The sequence below is a fragment of the Georgenia sp. G2120 genome, assembly GCF_055326485.1.
In genome coordinates this window covers 330,605-347,234 of record NZ_JBUZNL010000002.1, presented here as the reverse complement: position 1 = coordinate 347,234, position 16,630 = coordinate 330,605, and the positions used below count along the sequence as shown (strand labels likewise).

The window sequence follows — 16,630 nt, the reverse complement described above, 5'->3', positions numbered from 1 at the left end:
GACCACCGCCCTCCTGACCAGGGGAAACGTTCGTCTCGGACGGGTTGAAAAGGTGTGACAGTTCGGAACCGTCACACTCAGTGGCGGGCGTCTGAGACCTCTTCGCCCCGCCGTTCGAGGCCTCGCTGGGCACACCCGCGCCACCGTTGACCGCTGCTCGCGCGCGCCGCCGCACGAGAACCTCAAAGGCGATGCCGCGCCGTGCACCATCGGTGATCTCGTGGTGTTCCCAGCCAGGAGCCGCGGCGCTCATGATGCACCGCCGAAGATCGTGCTGAGACGACGAACCTGGGCGTCGCTCAGCGGGGGAGCGGAGGCGGCGAGCCGCTCTGCGGCGGCCTCGATCTCCTCGAAGGTTGCAGGCCTGACAGCGACCGCGAGAGCGTCGAGGTCGGTGCGCAACACCTTGATGCGGGAACCGATCTTGACGGCGGGCAGCCGACCGTCAGCGATCCACTTCCGGAGGGTCTGATACGCGCCGTAGCCGAGCGAGACGGCTTCCTGGAGCGTGATGTAGTGAGTGAGATCGGACGAAGGAGGCGGGGAGTACCCCATGACAACTCCAGACAGCTTGAACTGTCCGGAGACGGGGGAATAGTTGTCCGGCTACTTTCCCGGTCGCCGTGCGCGATGCTCCACTGGGCCCTGTCGGGCCTCCGTGCCTTACGGGAGAAGTCGCTCCCTGCCGGGTCGTCTGTATCTCAATCTCGACGTGGTTCCCGGCGCTACCCGGTGCTGACTATGCGCTGCTCACCACAGCCCACGTGGGGTGATCCCTCTCCAACCACCTTGCGGTCGCGGTGATTAAAGACTTGACGCGATCCTATCCGGTCGGTCAAGTGGTGGCAAGTTCGAGTGCTCTAAACGGAAGCAGTGTCCGTAATGCGGTGGAGTTCCGCTTCAACGTGTGAGAGGGGCCTCTGACCAGGGTATTCGCCTCTTTCGCTTCTCGGTTCGGCGAATGGAGTGAGTTCCGGTCTTGCATCATGACGTCGCTCAATAACGGGCGGGGTGGGCATGCATCGTCAGATTGACTGGACGGGTGGCCGTGAAGGCGTTCTGCATCTGTTCCTCAAGCGCGTCCCGGTGATCGTGTCGTGGTGATATCGCCGACCCGAGTATCCGTGCCGTGCTCGCCACGATCGGTGGCGACCGGGGCGACGTTGACAATGGACCTGTCGGTGAAGCGCGCCGTCAGGCGTCCTCTCCCTGACGTGGTGCCGTCGGCAGGTAGGGCTGGAGCACGTCCATGCAGTAGTCCCAGACCGCCGATTCCGCCGCCGGGCTGTGGTGGCGTTCGCTGACCTTCTCCCGCCCCTTGGGGCCGAAGTACAGGTTCGAGAGCCCCTCGACTTCCGGGGCGGTGGCGGCGTGGATCGTGGGCTGCGCGCCCTTCTCGGTGGAGCTGGCGAAGAGGAAGGCCACGGCGAAGACCGGTCGCAGCAACCAGGGGCGCTGGTCGGCCTCCCCGAGGCTTGAGCGGGCCATGCCGGGGTGGGTGGTGTTGACGTCGATCGACTCAACGCCCTGCGCGCTCAAGTGCTTGCGCAGGGCGCGCATCGCCCAGATGACGTAGAGCTTCGAGAGGCCGTAGGCCCGGGTGTACGAGTAGTGGTCCCGCAGCTCGATGTCGTCGAGGTAGGGCTTTCCACCCTGGGCGTGGGACGCCGAGGAGACGGTGACGATCCGTGCGTGCCGGCTCTTCTTCAAGGGCTCGATGAGCAGCAGGGAGAGCAGCAAGGGGGCGAAGAGGTTCACCGTCATGGTCTTCTCGTGGCCCTCGGCGGTGGGCTGCCATGTGCGGCCGTACTGGTTGCCGGCGTTGTTGACCAGCACGTCGAGATGGTCGTACCTCGCGTGGAACTCCTCGGCCATGGTCTTGACCGCGGCGAGGGACTCCAGGTCGGCGACGAGCACATCGGCGTCGGCGTTGCCGGTCTCGGCGACCAGCTCATTCTTCACGGCCAGGGCCTTCGCGCGGTTCCTGCCGTGGATGATCACGGTGTGGCCCTGTGCCAGGAACGCTTTAGCCTCCTCGCGGCCGATACCGCTGGTCGCTCCGGTGACGAGGATGATCTTCTTGTCCATGTCGAGTCCAAACTTTCTCTTGTGGGGTGGGCTGACGAATCAGGGAGTCATTGCTTGTGCGGTGACGGGACCGGCTTCCAGGTCATCGAGCTGGGCGGTGGTGGCCTCGAAGCGGCCCATGTGCACCAGCTCGGGCTCAGGCTTGTGCCCGGCCGGGTCGTACCAGAACGCGATGCTGTTCCACGGGGTGAAGCAGATGAGCACCCCGGGGGCGACGCCGGAGGCTGGTGAGCCCTGCATGTCGAGCGGGTCGCGCAGCCGGGTGAGCTTCTCCAGGCCGCCGTTGTCGGCGAAGTCGAGATCGTGCAGAGGCAGCTGCGCGATCAGCGAGCGGACCGTCGGGTTGTCCTGGTCGAGGGTGACATCGATGCTGGTGCGGTCGTTGCTGAACCGGATGACGGTGCCGGTGACAGTCGACATGGTGGGGTCCGTCGCATTCTGTGGGTCAGTCGTGGCTGAGAGCAGGTACGGCGGTGGTTTCCGCAGATCGGCGGGTGGTCAGGAGCGCGATCGCGGCGATCCCGATCACGCCCCGACCGAGTCCAGCGATACGCCGGTGAGGCGCTCGGCCTCGGCCCACAGCCGCTTCGCGGTCTGCTCGTCCTGCCCGCGCTGGGAGATCTTCGCGGGGGCCGGGCGGCCGATCAGGCCGAACCGGGGGCCGTAGTAGCCGCCCTGGACGACGTCGGGACGCGTCGCGGCATACAGCAGCGGCGCGGCACCCGCGGCGGGCGAGTGGGTGGGAGTGATCCGCGCGGCGATGCGGAGCTCGAGGATCGGCTGGTCGCCGTACTGCTTGCCGTTCTCGAAGATGTTCGTCGAGGAGCTGCCTGGGTGCGCGCCCACCGACAGCAGGTCCCAGCCCATGTCCTTGGCGATCCGGGCCAGCTGCTGGCTCAGCAGCAGGTCGGCGAGCTTGGAGCGCCCGTACGCGCCGATGGGACTGTAGGAGCGCTTCCAGTTCAGGTCGTCGAAATCGATCGCTGCCTGATTGCTGCTGGACATCGTCACCACCCGCGGGGTCGCAGCCTTCAGCAGCAGCGGCAGCAACCGCACGGTCAGGGCGTAGTGGCCGAAGAAGTTCGTGCCGAGCTGCATCTCCAGCCCGTCGGCGGTCTCGTAGCGCTGGGGGAGCATCATCACCCCGGCGTTGTTGAGCAGCAGGTCCACCGGCGTGCCCTCGGCGATCAACTGATCGGCGAACTCGGCCACGCTCGCCAGGTCCGCCAGGTCCACGCGGCGCACCTCCACCGTGGCCTGCGGGTGGGTATCGAGGATGTCCCTCCTCGCCTCCTCGCCCTTCGAGACGGTGCGCACCGCGATGATCACCCTCGCTCCGGCACCTGCCAGGCCACGGGCGGCCTCCTTACCGGTGCCGCTGTTGGCACCGGTGACGATCGCGAGCTTGCCGCTCTGGTTCGGGACCTCGTAGGCCGCCATGTCGACTCCTTAAAGACTGCTGGTCTGTTTGCGCTCCACACGCTAACGCACCACCGGTCTGCATGCAAGAGACGAGTGGTCTGTAGAATGTTGGGCATGGACTTCCAGAGAGCCCGCAGTGAGGAGCAGCGTCAACAGCGGCGCGAGACGATCCTGGGCACCACCGCGGCAATGCTTGGTGAGATGTCGGTGGCGGACTTGAGTCTGAATGAGCTCAGCCGTCGCGTAGGGCTTGCTAAGTCCAACGTGCTGCGCTACTTCGAGTCCCGCGAGGCGATCCTGCTTGAACTCCTCGATGGCGAGGTGCAGGCGTGGGCCAAAGATCTCGAACTGCGTGAGGTCCCTACCGACGGTCCTCCTGTCGAGCGGGCCGGGGAGCTCGCGCGGCAGTTGGCTGCGAGCCTGGCTGAGCGGCCGGTCCTGTGCGACCTGCTTGCCGCACAGTCCGCGGTGCTCGAGCGCAACGTCTCCACCGACGTGGTGCTGCGACACAAGCAGGCCGCCGCCGAAGTCATCAAGCGCCTGTCGACCGTGGTCAGTTCCTGGGTCCCCGAGCTGAGCACCGACGCCGCGGCGCAGGCGATCGCGATCGTGCTGATCATCGCCGGAGGCGCATGGCCGGCAAGCCAGCCCAACGAAGCGGTCTGCGCGGCCTATGACGCCGAACCCGCGATCGGGCGCATGCGCATGGACTTCGCCGAACTGGTCTCCGAGACCCTCACGCTGACCATCTCCGGTCTCCTGGCACGCGAATCCGCCGCCGCCCAGACCGGATGAAGCGGGGCGGCAGCGGCCGTCCTGTGCGGACGTCCTCGTAGTGCGTCGGTGTGACCTGGATGCGGCATGCCGGGGCTGACCGCCCCGATGCTCGCGGCTCAGGGACGCCCGTGCGGCCCTGAGCGGTTGCAGCGGGTTCGCAGACCGGTGGGGTCCGGCCGTGAGTCAGACTGAACCGCCCCGGGTTCAGTGGAGAGTTGTGTGTGGTTCGGCGGCGGGTGCCGTCGAGGCGTTGAGGGCAGCGTAGTAGTCGTGCTCGTACGCTGCGGGGGCGAGGTGGTCGCACCAGGAGTGCGGGCGGGTTGTGTTGTACCAGTCGACCCATCGAAGGACCTCGAGCTCGACGTGCTCGAGCCCCTTCCAGGGGCCGCGCCGACGGATGCGTTCGGTCTTGAAGACCCGGTTGAGCGCTTCGGCGGCAGCGTTGTCGTACGAGTCGCCCTTGGACCCCACCGACGCGACGATGCCGAGCTCGATCAGGCGTTCGGTGTAGCGAATCGCTCGGTACTGAACGCCGCGATCGGCGTGATGGACCAGGCCGGAGAGCTCTCGGCCGTCGCGGTGGCGCTGCCAGATCGCGTGGTCCAGGGCGTCGAGCGCGAGATCGGTGTGCAGGGAGCCGTGCACTCGCCATCCCACGATGCGCCGGGAAAACAGGTCCATGACGAAGGCGACATAGACGAAACCGGCCCAGGTCGGCACGTAGGTGATGTCAGCGACCCACCGATTGTCCGGGGCCGATGAGCTGAAGTCCCGGTTGAGCTGGTCGGCAGGGTGCTGATCCCGGGCAGGGATGGTCGTCCTGGGCCGCTTGTGGTCCCCGGCCACCGCACCGGACAGGCCCAGTACCTTCATCCTCCTGGCCACGGTGCACCGAGCCACGGGCGGGTACTTCTGGCCGGTGGGGCGGCCGTGCTCGTCGAGGACGTCCTCGCGCTCGAGCATCTTCCACATCTTCAGCACACCGAAGACCTGGTAGTTCTCGTCCCAGATGCGCCCGATCCGCTCGTCCAGTGCCGCGTCGCTCAACGCGCGTTTCGAGGGCAGACGCGTCTTCGCGGCGTAGTAGGTGCTCGGGGCAATCTTCGCGCCGGCCTGGGAAAGCACGGCGCAGATCGGCTCGACCCAGAAATGGTCCCTGTACTGATCGATGTAGGCGATCAACGAGGTCAGGGGCGGCCCGGCTCCGCCGCGAAGAAAGCCGAGGCCGACCTCAGGATCGCGTTCGCACGCCGAAGCTCGCGGTTCTCCTTCTCCAGCTGAACCAGCCGCTCATGCGGACCGGCCGCTGTCGCGGTCGAGCCCGCCGCCGGCCCAGGACCGCGGAACCAGTTTCGCAGCGTCGCCCCCGGGATGCCTAGCTGCTCACCGACCTGGTAGCAGGCCCCCTTCGCGGACATCCCGGGATTCTCCTTGAGCGTCTCGTTGACCGTGCGGATCGCACGCTCGCGAAGCTCGTCGCTGTACTTCCTCGGTGCAGGCATGACTCCACTCTCCCGTAGAGATCAACACCCTCCACCAAACCCGGCGCGGTTTATACTGGGAGCAGCGGTACGGCCCCAACAAGCACCTCGGCAACGAGTGGCTGGTCGAGACGAAGGCGCGTGGCATCCACCTGATCGAGGAGGCCGCCGCTGCCCGCAGTTCCTAGCCGTCGTCTCCTCACGTCGATGAGCCATGTGCGGATGTGACTGAACGACGTGGGTCGCACCGACGCCGCGTCCGGTGCGACCGCCGCGCAGCGAACCTATGGTCGATCCCGTGATCGACACCTGGCGTCAGGCCTATGCGCAGTCGAAGATGATCGGCTGGGACTTCTCCGTGCTCGACGGTCGGATGTCCGCCGACGAGCCGTGGTGGGACTTCGAGGCCGACTGCCGCTCCGAGCTGACCCGCTCAGCGCGCATCCTCGACCTCGGAACCGGGGGTGGGGAGAGGCTGCTCCGACTCCTGGACGGCGTGGAGGTCGCCGGCAGGCACCTCACGGCCACGGAGGGGTGGGAGCCGAACCTCACCGTGGCGCGGAAGGCTCTCGGCCCGCGTGGTGTCGACGTGGTCGGTTACGACGCGGACAGAGGCGATCGCCTGCCCGTCCCCGACGCGAGCGTCGATCTCGTGATGTCGCGGCACGAGTCCATCGACGCGCACGAGATCGCCCGAGTGCTTGCCCCTGGCGGTCGGCTGCTCACGCAGCAGGTCGACGGGTACGACGCCGCAGAGATCCATGAGTGGTTCGACGAACCGTTCGAGTACGCGCACGTCACGGCCACCCGCTACCGCGCGGACCTCGAGGCCGCGGGACTCCGGATCGACACCGGCGACGAGTGGCAGGGGACGATGGAGTTCGCGGACGCGACCGCGCTGGTCACATATCTGGCCCTCGTGCCGTGGGACGCCCCGGGCTTCACCGTCGACGCGCACGCCGAGCGGCTTGCCGCCCTTGACGCCGACCGCCCGATCCGGGTCGGCCAGCGACGGTTCCGGATCTATGCGACCAAACCGTAGCCGGCAGCCGCGCACCGGGCCGTCCTTTGTCTATGCGGGAGCCGGCAGTCGTGCCGTCCGTCCTCCGTCGACGACGAGCACCTCGCCGGTGATGAAGGACGCCATGTCGCTGGCGAGGAACGCAGCGGCATGCCCGATGTCGCGAGGCCGGCCCAGACGACCGACAGGATGGAGCCTGCGCAGGCTCTCCTCTGCGGCGCTCGGGTCGTCCAACGATGCGATGTACTCCTCGCTGAGGTTCGACTCGATCCACCCCGGTGCGATCGCGTTGCAGCGCACGTCGTGGTCGCCGAGGTCGACGGCCAGCGCGCGGGTCATCGCGTGGAGGGCGCCCTTCGACGCGGCGTAGGCCGCGTGCTGCGGGTTCGCCGCGAAGCCCTCGATCGAACCGATGTTGACGATGCTCCCGCCGCCGGCCAGGTGGGGCAATGCCGCCTGCGCGAGCAGCAGGGGCGTGCGTGTGTTGACCGCGGTCGTTGCCTCCCACGCCTCCACGGTGGTGCTCGCGGGGTCCTGCTCGATCATGAGACCCGCGCAGTTCACGAGGATGTCGAGTCGCCCGAACTCCGCGATCACGGCGTCGACCAGGGGCGCGAACTCGGTCGTGGTCGAGAAGTCGGCGGAGAAGTGGGCTACCCGCGGATCCGAGGTGAGCGCGTCGTCGAGCGACGAGCGCTGCGCGACGAGGACGCGCGCCCCGTGCTCGAGAAACACCTCGACGATGCCGCGTCCGATGCCCTTCCCGCCGCCTGTGACGAGGGCGACCTTGTCGGTCAGATCCATGCCGCCCACGCTAGTTCGCCTCGCCCCGTGCGAGCAGCCGCCAGGGCCGTCAGGACAGACCCCGCCGCGCTGCGTGCTTGCGGTAGATCGTCACGGCGGAGGCCACTCGCGGGTGCGTGTCGTCGTCGAGCAGGTCCGCGATACCGAGGCCACGTGCCACGTCGGCATCCGTCCCCTTCTTGATGAACCAGAGCGGGGCGGTGACGGCGGATCGTCGTCGGAGGGGGTCCTCCGAGCGGGCGAGGTTCTCGAGGATCGAGAACTCGCACGCGCCGACGAGGATCGGCCACCCCAGCACGCGGGGCGCCGCGCGATCGACCATGTCCCACGTCGTGATCGCGTCGTGGTGATCGAGGTAGACGGCGGCAAGGTTCGCGCGCTCGTCGTCGGTGAGCCGGCGCCGGGCGCGGAAGTCGAGGATGCAGAAGGCGGCGAGCCGTGGCTCGTACGCCGGGTGCGCGAGCAGTCGTTCGAGCTCGTCCTGCGGAAGTCCGATCGCGCGCTTGGCGATGTCGAAAAGCGTGCCCATCCGGACGCCGAGGACGGGCTCGTCCGGCGCGACCCGGGTCCGTGTCCGAGCGACCTCTCCGGGGTCGGCCGCGTCCTGCAGCGAGGCGACAAGGTCCTGCGCCGTCGTAGCCATGGCTCGACCCTAGGGCGCCGGTGCCGCCGGCTCTGGCGGCTCCGGGTTCAGGCTCGGAGGAACTGGGCGACGGGCTCGGCCTGGTAGAACTCGGTGAGCGGCTTGCCGAGGTGGGGGTCGGGGCGGCTCGGGTCGGCGCCGCGGCTGATGAGGGCGTGGAAGATCCGGGAGAGGTCGTCGACGAGCTCGGGGTTGAGCGGCTTGGGGTCCACCCAGTCCGGGTCGCTGTGGCGGTAGGACGGGAGGATCTGCCGCGCGTCGAGCACGGCGCGTGCCAGTGAGGAGTTGCCGTAGGAGTCGAGGGCCTGCACGTCGGCGCCGGAGTCGAGCAGCAGCTCGAGCGCGGCGAACGCGACATCGGACGTCTCGGCCGAGTTGCGCAGCTGCCAGGGGTTCTCCTCGCGCCAGGTGGGACGCAGCCAGCGCGACCGCATGACGGCCGCCATGATCGCGTCGTGGAGGACCGGCATCGCCCACGGCTCCCGTTCGCCGTGCTCGATGTAGTTCGGGTCGGCGCCGTGGTCGAGCAGCAGGGCGCCGATCTCGAACTCACCGGTGCGGTACGCGACCTGAAGGGGTGACTGCCCCTGGTACTTCTTGGGCGGCGCGGAGGCGGCGAGCGTGACCATGTCGGGGCTCTTCGCCAGTCGCGCCCGGACCGCGTCGATGTCCCCCGCGACGATCTCCTTGAACGCGATCTGCATGCTGCTCCCCGTTGTCCGTGCCGGGCCTGAAGCCTGGTCGTCGCGTCAATGTAGCGTCGCCCGGGGCGTGGCGGACCTCCGGCTGCCCCGACGATCTGGAGACGGGACGACATGACCGTGATACCGCACGTGGTCCGCCGGGGCGAGGGCGTCCCGATCGTCGCCGTCCACGGCAACGGCGTCGACCACCGACTGCTGCTCGCGCTCGACGACGACCTGGCGGCCGCGGGGTCCGTCGAACGCATCTACCTCGACCTGCCGGGCTTCGGCAGGACACCGGCGCTCGACGGCGACGGCGGGCTCCCGGAGCTCGCCGACTGGCTGGTCGCGACGGTGCGCGAGCTCGTCGGTACCGGCCGATTCGCGCTGCTCGGCAACTCGCTCGGCGGTCTCCTCGCCCGGCACGTCGCCGCCCAGCTGCCCGACCAGGTGCTCGGGCTCGCTCTCCTCGCGCCCGTCGTGGACCCGGACCCGTCACTCCGGACCACGCCTGAACACATCGTCCTCGAGCGCGACGACGACCTCCTCGCCTCGTTGAGCACGGACGACCGGGAGGAGTTCGCCGGCGTGACGGTCCGTCAGGTTCCCGCCGTGTGGGAGGCGTTCGCGGCGCACGCGCTGCCGGGGATCCGCGCGGCCGATGCGCGCGCGATGGAGCGACTCTCGCAGCGGTACTTCCTCACGGCGACGCCCGAGGCGCCGGGGACGACGACGAACACCCGTGACTGGCCGACCCTCATCGTGGCCGGGCGGCAGGACCATGTCGTCGGCCATCTCGACCAGGCCGAGCTCGCGGCTCTGTATCCGCGCGCGACCTACCTGGCCATCGACGGGGCGGGGCACAACGTCCATCTCGAGCAGCCGGAGCTGGTCGGTGCCGCCGTGCACGACTGGGCGCGTATACTCTTGGTATGACAGTGACGACGATCAAGGTCACCGCGGAGACGCGTGACCGGCTGAAGGGGCAGGCCGCCGCGTCCGGTCGCACTCTCGGCGAGTACGTGGCGCACCTCGCGGACAAGGCGGATCGGGACGCTCGCTTCGCCGAGATCCGCGCGGCGCACGACTCGACCTCGCCCGAGATGATGGAGAGCTACTGGCGGGAGAGTCGCGAGTGGCTCGACGCTGATCTCGGCGCGTGAGCCCCGTCGTTCAGGGAACTGTGCTGTGGGGGTACCTCGACCCCACGGTTGGGAAGGAGCAGTCCGGGCGTCGCCCGCTCGTCGTCGTGTCCTCGGAGGATTACAACTCCCTGGTGACCGGGCTGCTCGTCGTCGTGCCGGTGACGCGTGTCGGACGCGGGTGGCCCAATCACGTCGAGCTGGTCGGCAGTCTTGGCGGGCTGACAGGGTTCGCGATGACGGAGCAGCCGAGGACCGTGAGCCGCGACCGGTGCGGCGAGGTCATCGGCCTGGTCGATGTCGCGTGTCTCAGGATGATCCTGCGGTACCTGGCCGACTTCCTCGGTCTGGACTGACTCCGGGCGCCCCCGCTCAGCCCTCCCTGATCTCCACGCCGATCCGGATCAACCCGAGCACCCGACGCAGGTGGTCGCCTCCGGCCGGACCGCGAGCCGTGCCGACGGGATCGGTCGGCCGCACACCGCGCAGAGTCCGCCCTCGCCCCGGTCGCGCCGGGCGATAGCCCCGTCGATCTTCTCGAGCGCCTCGAGCCGCATCCGCCGGAGTCCCTCGAGCCGCGACCACTGGACGGACAACGGCTCGCCCTCGGGGTCGTGCTCGTCGTCGTCGGACCCGCCCCGGCGCGCGTTCCGGAGCGCGTCGAGCGTGTCCTCGACCTCCACCAGGTTCGCTGCCGCCTTCGCGCGGCGAGCCTCGAGGCTGTCGCCGTCGGTGGGCGGCACCGCGTCGCTCCCCGTCATCGGCCCAGTCTGCCCCGGAGGGCTGGTGCGACAGAGCCGGACGGGCGTCGTCGTCGGCTCGTCCGGGGCGATCCCGCGCCACAATGGCGCGTGCCCACGACCTCCACGTCCGACGACGATCCCTCCGTCCGGGGCGCCCTCGTGGTCGACATCCGCCGGGTCGACGCGCACCCCGGTGACCAGCTGGACCTGGACCGCCGGGTCGAGGTCCCCGCGGACGCGATGCTCTCGGACGTTCTCAGCCTCGTGGTCGAGCCGTTCCTCCGGATCGCTCCGCGGTCGAACTGGCGCGTGAGGGCTCGGGTCGAGGGTCGGTGGGCCGACGTCGGGACGGCGATGTGGGACTCGAGTCGGCAGAGCCTCGCCGCGGAGCTGACCGCGCCGGACCGACCCGCGCGTGAGATTTCCGCCAGGTCGGTTCTCGAGATCGCCTGCCCGGCACTCCCGTACGGTCCGCGGAGGGCATAGGCGCCGCGCTGGCCCTTCTCGCCGAACCGGTGGCATGGTGAGGACGAGAGCAGACCAGAGCAGTCCACACGGCCTCGAGGAGTCTTCGGCGATGATCTTTTCCGTCTACCTGTCCGGCGAGATCCACACCGACTGGCGCGACGAGATCCGGCGTGGCGCGGAGGCCGCCGGCCTAGACGTCACGTTCAGCGCGCCGGTGACCGACCACCCCGCGAGCGACGCGGCTGGCGACCACCTCGGCGAGACCCCGAGCCAGTTCTGGCGCGACCACCAGTCCGCGAAGGTCAACGCCATCCGCACGCGCACCCTCATCGAGCAGAGCGACCTGGTCGTCGTGCGTTTCGGGGACAAGTACAAGCAGTGGAACGCGGCCTTCGACGCCGGCTACTGCGCCGCGCTCGGCAAGCCCTACGTCACCCTCCACGACGAGGACATCATCCACGCGCTCAAGGAGGTCGACGCAGAGGCGAAGGCCTGGTGCACGACCACCGACCAGGTCGTGGAGACCCTGCGATACGTGCTGCAGGGGTAGGGCCGGGAGGCGGCCGCCGTCTACGTTGTGGGACATGGTCGCCGTCGCCCAGATCAACCTCGTCGCTGCGGACATCGACGTCAGCCGGAGGTTCTACGAACGCCTCGGGGTCGAGTTCCGTGGCCGCAACCGGCACGGGGAGGGCGCTGCCGAGGCATGGGTCTCGACCAACACGACCGTGACGCTGGTGATCCATTCGACCGCGTTCGCCGCGTGGTGGGACGAGACGGCGCCACGGCCGACCGCCGGTGGCCCGCAGATCGACCTGGAGCTCGGTTCCGCGCAGCAGCTCGACGACCTGGTCGCCGAGCTGGACGGCATCGACGTGGACGTCGTCAAGGTGCCGACTGACATGCCGTGGGGCCAGCGGTTCGCTGTTGTGCGTGACCCGGACGGACACCGCATCGGCCTCAAGGCGCCGATCGAGCGCGAGCGACGGGACCCGGAGCGAGGCGTGCGGGTCACCGTCGACGAGCTCCGCGCCGAGCGCCGGTAGGGACGATCCGATCAGATCGGATCGGCACGGTCGGGCGCTCCTCGGTCCGGCCGACGATGCTGGTGGTCGGAGGGAGCACCAGTGATCGACCATCTCAACCGCCTCGTCGACGCGATCGAGTCGGACCTGCTCGGGGACGACGATCTCCTGACGATCGCCGTGCGCCACGGGTACGGATCGACCGAGGCCTTCGGTCGCGCGTTCCGTGCCGTGCACGGCGTGAGCCACGGCGAGGTGCGTCGGCACGGCGGCCCCCTCCGCAGCCAGCCACAGCTCAGGTTCCGCCTGACCGTCGAAGGGAGCACCCCCATGGATGCCCGCATCACCGAACGACCCGCCTTCCGACTCGTCGGACACGCCGCGCGCGTGCCCCTCATCCATGAGGGCGTCAACCCGCACATCGCCGCGCACGTCGCCGCCATCCCCGCCGCCGAGCACGACCGGCTCAAGGCGCTCGGCACCGGCGAACCGGCGGGGTTGCTCCAGGTCAGTGCCGACGTCGATGCCGACTACACGGAGGGCAGCGAGCTCACCTACCTGCACGGGGTGGCCGTTGACGCCGGGACGGAGGTCCCCGACGACCTCGACGCGCTGGACATGCCCGCCGGGACGTGGGCCGTCTTCCGTACCTCCGGCGAGCACCCGGCTGCGCTGCAGGCGGCATGGGCCGCGACGGCCACCGAGTGGTTCCCGTCCAACCCGTGGCGCCTGCGTCCCGGTCCGTCGATCGTCGCGGTCTTCGAGCGCGCCGACGACTTCAGCACGGCCACCTGCGAGCTGTGGCTTCCCGTCGAGCGCGAGTGATCTGCACGCGCGGACCAAGGGGCCGTCTGGCGCGAGCCGTCGATCAGGAGAACCGGACGAACGCGCGGACCGGGGGCTCGTGCGCGTGGGCGGCGGTGAATCCCAGCGACGTGTAGAAGGCGTGCTGCCCGGGCTCGTCGTCGGTGATGAGCACCTGCTGGCGCACGTGCGCGACCGGGGAGAACGCGAGCCGGACCAGCTCGCGGCCGATGCCCCCGCGGCGGTGACCCGGATCGACGAGGACGTCCTGCAGGTAGGCGATCGTGTGCCCGTCGCCGACCACTCGCGCGAGCCCGACGAGGCGTCCGTCCTCCCGTGCCGTCGCCACGGAGGCCGAGCCGGCGACGGCGGCCGCCAGCCGGTCCGGGTCCCGCGTGTAGGCGGTCCACCCGACGGCGTCGTACAGCTCGGTGAGCTCGTCCCCCTCGGGGGTCGCGTCGAGCTCGTAGGTCGGTGGCATGCGGTCATCGTGCCAGGCATGCCAGATCCACCCGGAGGGCTTGGTGGACAGTCTCGCTACCATCCGTGCGAACACCAGGAGGTGGTCGCATGGCACCCATCGTCGTTCGAGGGCTTGACGAGTCGGTGAAGAATTGGCTGTCGGAGAGAGCGAAGAGCAACGGTCGTTCAGCAGGAGCCGAGGTACGTGAGATTCTGATGCGGGAGGCACGGCGCCCCCGCATCGGCCTCGCGCTGTTGGGGGCCGCTCGTCTCACCGGTGGGGTGGAGGAGTTCCCCGTGCCCGAGCGCGTCGATGTCGCGCGAGCGGTCGACCTCTGATGAGCACCATGGACGTCGATGTCTCATCGCCGGAACGTCGGCCCGAGAGTGGCCGATGACCGACACAGTCACGCTTCGCCCGCTCGCCGTCGAGGACGCCGACCCGATGGCGCGCGTCCTCGCCGACCCGGGGTTGCATGAGTTCACCGGCGGCGAGCCGCCGTCGGCCGACGATCTCCGACGGCGGTACACGGCACAGGTGCGCGGCGGCCCGGCGGACGGGAGCGAGGTCTGGCTCAACCGCATCGTGCTCGTCGGTGAGGACCGTGAGCCCGCCGGCTACGTCCAGGCCACGATCACCGACGACGGCGCGACGGCGGAGATCGCCTGGGTGATCGGCGCGGCCTGGCAGCGGCGCGGGTACGCGGGACGCGCGGCGCAGCTCCTCGCGGCCGAGCTCGCGGAGCGCGGAGTGTCCACGCTCGTCGCCCACGTCCACCCGGAGCACCACGCCTCCGCCCGGATCGCCGAACGCCTCGGCCTCACCCGCACCGACGTCGTCGTCGACGGGGAGATCCGGTGGGAAGGGGCACCGGGGGAGGACGTCTGAGAATCTCTCCCACCCGGTTGTCGATTCCGCACACCCTCGTCCGTCATGCTCATGAGGTCGCGACCGCGGCCCGGCCGGCGGACCGCGCCGGCCCCAGCACAGGAGGTGGGAACGATGCCCAAGTTCGTGGTTCTACTGATGGCCGACGGTGACGAGAAGGCGTGGGACACGCAGACCCCCGAGGAGCAGGGGGCGCTGATGGAGAAGTTCGGCGCGTTCGGCGAAGCCTGCGCCGCGCGAGACGGGGTGGAAATCCTGGCCGGGGAGGCGCTCGCCGACGGCGACGCCGCCAGCACGGTGCGCACCCGCGACGGGCGCCTCACCCACACCGACGGCCCGTTCGCGGAGGCCGTCGAGCAGCTCGGCGGCTTCTACCTCCTCGAGGCGCCCGACCGGGAGACCGTCGTCGAGCTCCTCGCCGTGCTGCCGGCGTACGACATGCAGATCAACCCGGTCCAGGAGATGTGAGCGTGCACCGCTACCTCGTCCTCATCGCCTACGAGCCGTGGGACTGGTCCACGGCCACCGAGGAGCAGCGGGACGCGTTCTTCGCCCAGCACGGTGCGTTCTCCGCGTTCGTCGCCGAGCACGGTCGGGAGATCGCCAGCGCGGCGCTCGGGGACGCGGAGACCGCGACCACGGTGCGGCACGTCGACGGTCAGGTGGTCGTCACCGACGGCCCGTTCGCCGAGACCGCGGAGATGATCGGCGGCTACTACGAGATCGAGCTGCCGGACCTCGACACGGCGATCGCCGCCGTGTCCCTCCTGCCGCCGAGCTACTCCCTCGAGATCCGACCGGTCGTCGCGGTCGAGTGACGACGGAGGCGCTGGCGCGCGTGGTGCGCGAGGAGTGGGGCCGACTCGTGTCCCTGCTCCTCGCGCGCTACCGGAGGCTCGACCTCGTGGAGGATGCGCTCGCCGATGCCGTCGAGGCCGCCGCGCGGACGTGGCCGGACGGCGGCGCGCCCGACAACCCGGCCGCGTGGCTCCACCGCGCGGCCGGGCGGCGAGTCGTCGACCAGCTGAGGGCCGAGGCGATGCGGCAGCGCCGTGCGCCGCTGCTCGTGACCGAGGCGGAGCACCGTGCCGACCGGGTCGGCGTGCGCGTGGACCCCGGAGACCTCGTCGAGGACGACCTGCTGCGGCTCGTCCTCATGTGCACGCACCCGGCCCTTGCCCCGGAGGCCGCCGCAGCCCTCGCCCTGCGTCTCGTCCTCGGCGTGAGCACGCACGACGTCGCCCGCCTCTTCCTCGTGCCCGAACCGACGATGGCGGCCCGGATCACCAGGGCCAAGAAGAAGATCGTCGCCGCCGGCATCCCCTTCGCCGTCCCTGACGCGGGAGCGCTTCCCGAGCGCCTCGACACCGTGGCGCAGACCGCCTACCTCGCCTTCACCGCCGGGTACGCGCCCGGCAGCGGTCCCGACCTGCTGCGCACGGAGCTCGCGGGCGAGGCGGTCCGCCTCGTCCGCGTGACCCGGGCGCTGCGCCCCGACGAGCCCGTCCTCACCGCGCTCCTCGCCCTCGTGCTCCTGCAGCACTCGCGGCGCGACGCCCGGGTGGGGCCCGGCGGCGAGCTCGTCCTGCTCGCCGACCAGGACCGCACGCGTTGGAACCGCGCCGAGATCGACGAGGGGCTCGCCCTGCTCGAGACCCTCGCGGAGCCGCGCCCCATGTCCCCGGCGGCGGCCGGGTACCTCCTCCAGGCACGGATCGCCGCGGAGCACGCCACGGCCCCGACACCGGGCGACGTCCGGTGGACGCGCATCGTCGGGTACTACGACCTGCTGCTGCGCGTGACGCCGTCGCCCGCTGCCGAGCTCGCCCGCGCCGTCGCGGTCGCCGAGGCCTCGGGCCCGGAGGACGGGCTGCGCGCCGTCGACGGTGTGGACATGCCCGGCAGCCACCGGCCCGCCGCTGTCCGGGCCGAGCTGCTCGCCAGGCTCGGCCGCACGGGAGCGGCCCGCGCCGCCTACGCGGACGCGATCACGTTGTGCCGCAACGACGCCGAGCTCGCCCACCTGCGCGGACGACTCGCGCAGCTCGCCGAGGCGTGAGGGGGCCGCCCGGTGCCGCGGTGCCGGGCGACCGTCGGCAGCCCCGGTGCCGCCGGCCGCCGGCGGCCCCGGGCGCCGGGCTCGGCACCGTACGCGGTCCGCCGAGCCCGGCACCATAC

General features: G+C 70.1%; 23 protein-coding genes, 1 pseudogene and 1 other annotated feature. Of the genes and pseudogenes, 14 read left to right on the top strand and 10 right to left on the bottom strand.

Annotated features, from left to right (window positions below):
* Positions 1–249: 249 nt before the first annotated feature.
* The 4 genes from ACZLMO_RS03735 to ACZLMO_RS03720 form a co-directional block, all read right to left on the bottom strand.
* Positions 250–555: a helix-turn-helix domain-containing protein gene (locus tag ACZLMO_RS03735; RefSeq protein ID WP_242134952.1), complete on the bottom strand. Its 306-nt coding sequence runs from the start codon at positions 553–555 to the stop codon at positions 250–252.
* A gap of 639 nt (positions 556–1,194) precedes the next feature.
* On the bottom strand, positions 1,195–2,088 hold the full coding sequence (locus ACZLMO_RS03730; protein ID WP_463652881.1) for an SDR family NAD(P)-dependent oxidoreductase: 894 nt from the start codon (positions 2,086–2,088) through the stop codon (positions 1,195–1,197).
* A 39-nt stretch (positions 2,089–2,127) separates the two neighbouring features.
* On the bottom strand, positions 2,128–2,508 hold the full coding sequence (locus ACZLMO_RS03725) for a cyclophilin-like fold protein (protein ID WP_463652880.1): 381 nt from the start codon (positions 2,506–2,508) through the stop codon (positions 2,128–2,130).
* A 105-nt stretch (positions 2,509–2,613) separates the two neighbouring features.
* Positions 2,614–3,528: an oxidoreductase gene (locus ACZLMO_RS03720; RefSeq protein WP_463652879.1), complete on the bottom strand. Its 915-nt coding sequence runs from the start codon at positions 3,526–3,528 to the stop codon at positions 2,614–2,616.
* A 96-nt stretch (positions 3,529–3,624) separates the two neighbouring features.
* On the opposite strand from ACZLMO_RS03720, the gene ACZLMO_RS03715 reads away from it, so the two are divergent.
* A complete protein-coding gene (locus ACZLMO_RS03715; RefSeq protein ID WP_463652878.1) occupies positions 3,625–4,305 on the top strand; it encodes a TetR family transcriptional regulator in 681 nt (226 codons plus the stop codon).
* A 186-nt stretch (positions 4,306–4,491) separates the two neighbouring features.
* Here ACZLMO_RS03715 and ACZLMO_RS03710 read toward each other — a convergent pair.
* Positions 4,492–5,789, bottom strand: a pseudogene (locus ACZLMO_RS03710) (IS3 family transposase).
* Positions 5,380–5,508, bottom strand: a sequence feature (AL1L pseudoknot). It overlaps the preceding pseudogene by 129 nt.
* Positions 5,790–6,066: 277 nt before the next feature.
* On the opposite strand from ACZLMO_RS03710, the gene ACZLMO_RS03705 reads away from it, so the two are divergent.
* A complete protein-coding gene (locus tag ACZLMO_RS03705; RefSeq protein WP_463652877.1) occupies positions 6,067–6,810 on the top strand; it encodes a class I SAM-dependent methyltransferase in 744 nt (247 codons plus the stop codon).
* Positions 6,811–6,840: 30 nt separating this feature from the next.
* Here ACZLMO_RS03705 and ACZLMO_RS03700 read toward each other — a convergent pair whose 3' ends face one another.
* The 3 genes from ACZLMO_RS03700 to ACZLMO_RS03690 are packed head-to-tail and all read right to left on the bottom strand — an operon-like array spanning position 6,841 to position 8,940.
* On the bottom strand, positions 6,841–7,593 hold the full coding sequence (locus ACZLMO_RS03700) for an SDR family NAD(P)-dependent oxidoreductase (RefSeq protein WP_463652876.1): 753 nt from the start codon (positions 7,591–7,593) through the stop codon (positions 6,841–6,843).
* Positions 7,594–7,642: 49 nt separating this feature from the next.
* Positions 7,643–8,236 carry a DNA alkylation repair protein gene (locus tag ACZLMO_RS03695; protein ID WP_463652875.1) on the bottom strand — a complete coding sequence of 198 codons (594 nt, stop codon included), beginning with the start codon at positions 8,234–8,236 and terminating at the stop codon, positions 7,643–7,645.
* A 47-nt stretch (positions 8,237–8,283) separates the two neighbouring features.
* Positions 8,284–8,940, bottom strand: a complete 657-nt coding sequence (locus ACZLMO_RS03690; RefSeq protein ID WP_463652874.1) for an ankyrin repeat domain-containing protein — start codon at positions 8,938–8,940, stop codon at positions 8,284–8,286.
* Between the two features lie 111 nt (positions 8,941–9,051).
* On the opposite strand from ACZLMO_RS03690, the gene ACZLMO_RS03685 reads away from it, so the two are divergent.
* From ACZLMO_RS03685 to ACZLMO_RS03675, 3 genes are read left to right on the top strand one after another with little or no spacing between them, the layout of a single operon-like run.
* Positions 9,052–9,855 (top strand): alpha/beta fold hydrolase, encoded by an 804-nt coding sequence (locus ACZLMO_RS03685; protein ID WP_463652873.1) that lies wholly within the window; start codon positions 9,052–9,054, stop codon positions 9,853–9,855.
* Positions 9,852–10,082 (top strand): hypothetical protein, encoded by a 231-nt coding sequence (locus ACZLMO_RS03680; protein WP_425714825.1) that lies wholly within the window; start codon positions 9,852–9,854, stop codon positions 10,080–10,082. The genes ACZLMO_RS03685 and ACZLMO_RS03680 overlap by 4 nt, the downstream gene beginning before the upstream one ends.
* Complete coding sequence (locus tag ACZLMO_RS03675; protein ID WP_463652872.1) at positions 10,079–10,417, top strand: type II toxin-antitoxin system PemK/MazF family toxin; 339 nt, start codon at positions 10,079–10,081, stop codon at positions 10,415–10,417. Before ACZLMO_RS03680 ends, ACZLMO_RS03675 begins: the two co-directional genes overlap by 4 nt.
* A 48-nt stretch (positions 10,418–10,465) precedes the next feature.
* Here the strand turns inward: ACZLMO_RS03675 and ACZLMO_RS03670 are convergent, their stop codons facing one another.
* Positions 10,466–10,822 carry a TraR/DksA family transcriptional regulator gene (locus ACZLMO_RS03670; protein ID WP_463652871.1) on the bottom strand — a complete coding sequence of 119 codons (357 nt, stop codon included), beginning with the start codon at positions 10,820–10,822 and terminating at the stop codon, positions 10,466–10,468.
* A 90-nt stretch (positions 10,823–10,912) separates the two neighbouring features.
* On the opposite strand from ACZLMO_RS03670, the gene ACZLMO_RS03665 reads away from it, so the two are divergent.
* The 4 genes from ACZLMO_RS03665 to ACZLMO_RS03650 all read left to right on the top strand — a co-directional run bounded on the left by ACZLMO_RS03665 (position 10,913) and on the right by ACZLMO_RS03650 (position 13,122).
* Positions 10,913–11,290, top strand: coding sequence for a hypothetical protein (locus tag ACZLMO_RS03665; protein ID WP_425714827.1), 378 nt, complete (start codon positions 10,913–10,915; stop codon positions 11,288–11,290).
* A 91-nt stretch (positions 11,291–11,381) separates the two neighbouring features.
* A complete protein-coding gene (locus ACZLMO_RS03660; RefSeq protein ID WP_463652870.1) occupies positions 11,382–11,822 on the top strand; it encodes a YtoQ family protein in 441 nt (146 codons plus the stop codon).
* A gap of 34 nt (positions 11,823–11,856) precedes the next feature.
* Positions 11,857–12,318: a VOC family protein gene (locus ACZLMO_RS03655; RefSeq protein ID WP_463652869.1), complete on the top strand. Its 462-nt coding sequence runs from the start codon at positions 11,857–11,859 to the stop codon at positions 12,316–12,318.
* Positions 12,319–12,399: 81 nt separating this feature from the next.
* Positions 12,400–13,122, top strand: a complete 723-nt coding sequence (locus ACZLMO_RS03650) for a GyrI-like domain-containing protein (RefSeq protein ID WP_463652868.1) — start codon at positions 12,400–12,402, stop codon at positions 13,120–13,122.
* Positions 13,123–13,165: 43 nt separating this feature from the next.
* Here ACZLMO_RS03650 and ACZLMO_RS03645 read toward each other — a convergent pair whose 3' ends face one another.
* Positions 13,166–13,582: a GNAT family N-acetyltransferase gene (locus tag ACZLMO_RS03645; RefSeq protein WP_463652867.1), complete on the bottom strand. Its 417-nt coding sequence runs from the start codon at positions 13,580–13,582 to the stop codon at positions 13,166–13,168.
* 89 nt (positions 13,583–13,671) lie between these two features.
* On the opposite strand from ACZLMO_RS03645, the gene ACZLMO_RS03640 reads away from it, so the two are divergent.
* The 5 genes from ACZLMO_RS03640 (at position 13,672) to ACZLMO_RS03620 (ending at position 16,511) form a co-directional block, all read left to right on the top strand.
* The gene (locus ACZLMO_RS03640) at positions 13,672–13,902 is read left to right on the top strand and encodes a FitA-like ribbon-helix-helix domain-containing protein (protein ID WP_463652866.1); all 231 of its coding nucleotides are present in this window, start codon (positions 13,672–13,674) and stop codon (positions 13,900–13,902) included.
* A 55-nt stretch (positions 13,903–13,957) separates the two neighbouring features.
* A complete protein-coding gene (locus ACZLMO_RS03635) occupies positions 13,958–14,452 on the top strand; it encodes a GNAT family N-acetyltransferase (protein ID WP_463652865.1) in 495 nt (164 codons plus the stop codon).
* A gap of 114 nt (positions 14,453–14,566) precedes the next feature.
* Complete coding sequence (locus tag ACZLMO_RS03630; protein WP_463652864.1) at positions 14,567–14,920, top strand: YciI family protein; 354 nt, start codon at positions 14,567–14,569, stop codon at positions 14,918–14,920.
* The gene (locus tag ACZLMO_RS03625; protein WP_463652863.1) at positions 14,917–15,270 is read left to right on the top strand and encodes a YciI family protein; all 354 of its coding nucleotides are present in this window, start codon (positions 14,917–14,919) and stop codon (positions 15,268–15,270) included. The genes ACZLMO_RS03630 and ACZLMO_RS03625 overlap by 4 nt, the downstream gene beginning before the upstream one ends.
* The gene (locus ACZLMO_RS03620; protein ID WP_463652862.1) at positions 15,267–16,511 is read left to right on the top strand and encodes an RNA polymerase sigma factor; all 1,245 of its coding nucleotides are present in this window, start codon (positions 15,267–15,269) and stop codon (positions 16,509–16,511) included. The genes ACZLMO_RS03625 and ACZLMO_RS03620 overlap by 4 nt, the downstream gene beginning before the upstream one ends.
* The last annotated feature ends 119 nt before the right edge of the window (positions 16,512–16,630 follow it).

Coding starts and splice junctions, on each gene's coding strand:
- ACZLMO_RS03735 (WP_242134952.1), bottom strand. CDS start 555: ATGGGGTACTCCCCGCCTCCTTCGTCCGATCTCACTCACTACATCACG.
- ACZLMO_RS03730 (WP_463652881.1), bottom strand. CDS start 2,088: ATGGACAAGAAGATCATCCTCGTCACCGGAGCGACCAGCGGTATCGGC.
- ACZLMO_RS03725 (WP_463652880.1), bottom strand. CDS start 2,508: ATGTCGACTGTCACCGGCACCGTCATCCGGTTCAGCAACGACCGCACC.
- ACZLMO_RS03720 (WP_463652879.1), bottom strand. CDS start 3,528: ATGGCGGCCTACGAGGTCCCGAACCAGAGCGGCAAGCTCGCGATCGTC.
- ACZLMO_RS03715 (WP_463652878.1), top strand. CDS start 3,625: ATGGACTTCCAGAGAGCCCGCAGTGAGGAGCAGCGTCAACAGCGGCGC.
- ACZLMO_RS03700 (WP_463652876.1), bottom strand. CDS start 7,593: ATGGATCTGACCGACAAGGTCGCCCTCGTCACAGGCGGCGGGAAGGGC.
- ACZLMO_RS03695 (WP_463652875.1), bottom strand. CDS start 8,236: ATGGCTACGACGGCGCAGGACCTTGTCGCCTCGCTGCAGGACGCGGCC.
- ACZLMO_RS03690 (WP_463652874.1), bottom strand. CDS start 8,940: ATGCAGATCGCGTTCAAGGAGATCGTCGCGGGGGACATCGACGCGGTC.
- ACZLMO_RS03685 (WP_463652873.1), top strand. CDS start 9,052: ATGACCGTGATACCGCACGTGGTCCGCCGGGGCGAGGGCGTCCCGATC.
- ACZLMO_RS03680 (WP_425714825.1), top strand. CDS start 9,852: ATGACAGTGACGACGATCAAGGTCACCGCGGAGACGCGTGACCGGCTG.
- ACZLMO_RS03670 (WP_463652871.1), bottom strand. CDS start 10,822: ATGACGGGGAGCGACGCGGTGCCGCCCACCGACGGCGACAGCCTCGAG.
- ACZLMO_RS03660 (WP_463652870.1), top strand. CDS start 11,382: ATGATCTTTTCCGTCTACCTGTCCGGCGAGATCCACACCGACTGGCGC.
- ACZLMO_RS03655 (WP_463652869.1), top strand. CDS start 11,857: ATGGTCGCCGTCGCCCAGATCAACCTCGTCGCTGCGGACATCGACGTC.
- ACZLMO_RS03645 (WP_463652867.1), bottom strand. CDS start 13,582: ATGCCACCGACCTACGAGCTCGACGCGACCCCCGAGGGGGACGAGCTC.
- ACZLMO_RS03640 (WP_463652866.1), top strand. CDS start 13,672: ATGGCACCCATCGTCGTTCGAGGGCTTGACGAGTCGGTGAAGAATTGG.
- ACZLMO_RS03635 (WP_463652865.1), top strand. CDS start 13,958: ATGACCGACACAGTCACGCTTCGCCCGCTCGCCGTCGAGGACGCCGAC.
- ACZLMO_RS03630 (WP_463652864.1), top strand. CDS start 14,567: ATGCCCAAGTTCGTGGTTCTACTGATGGCCGACGGTGACGAGAAGGCG.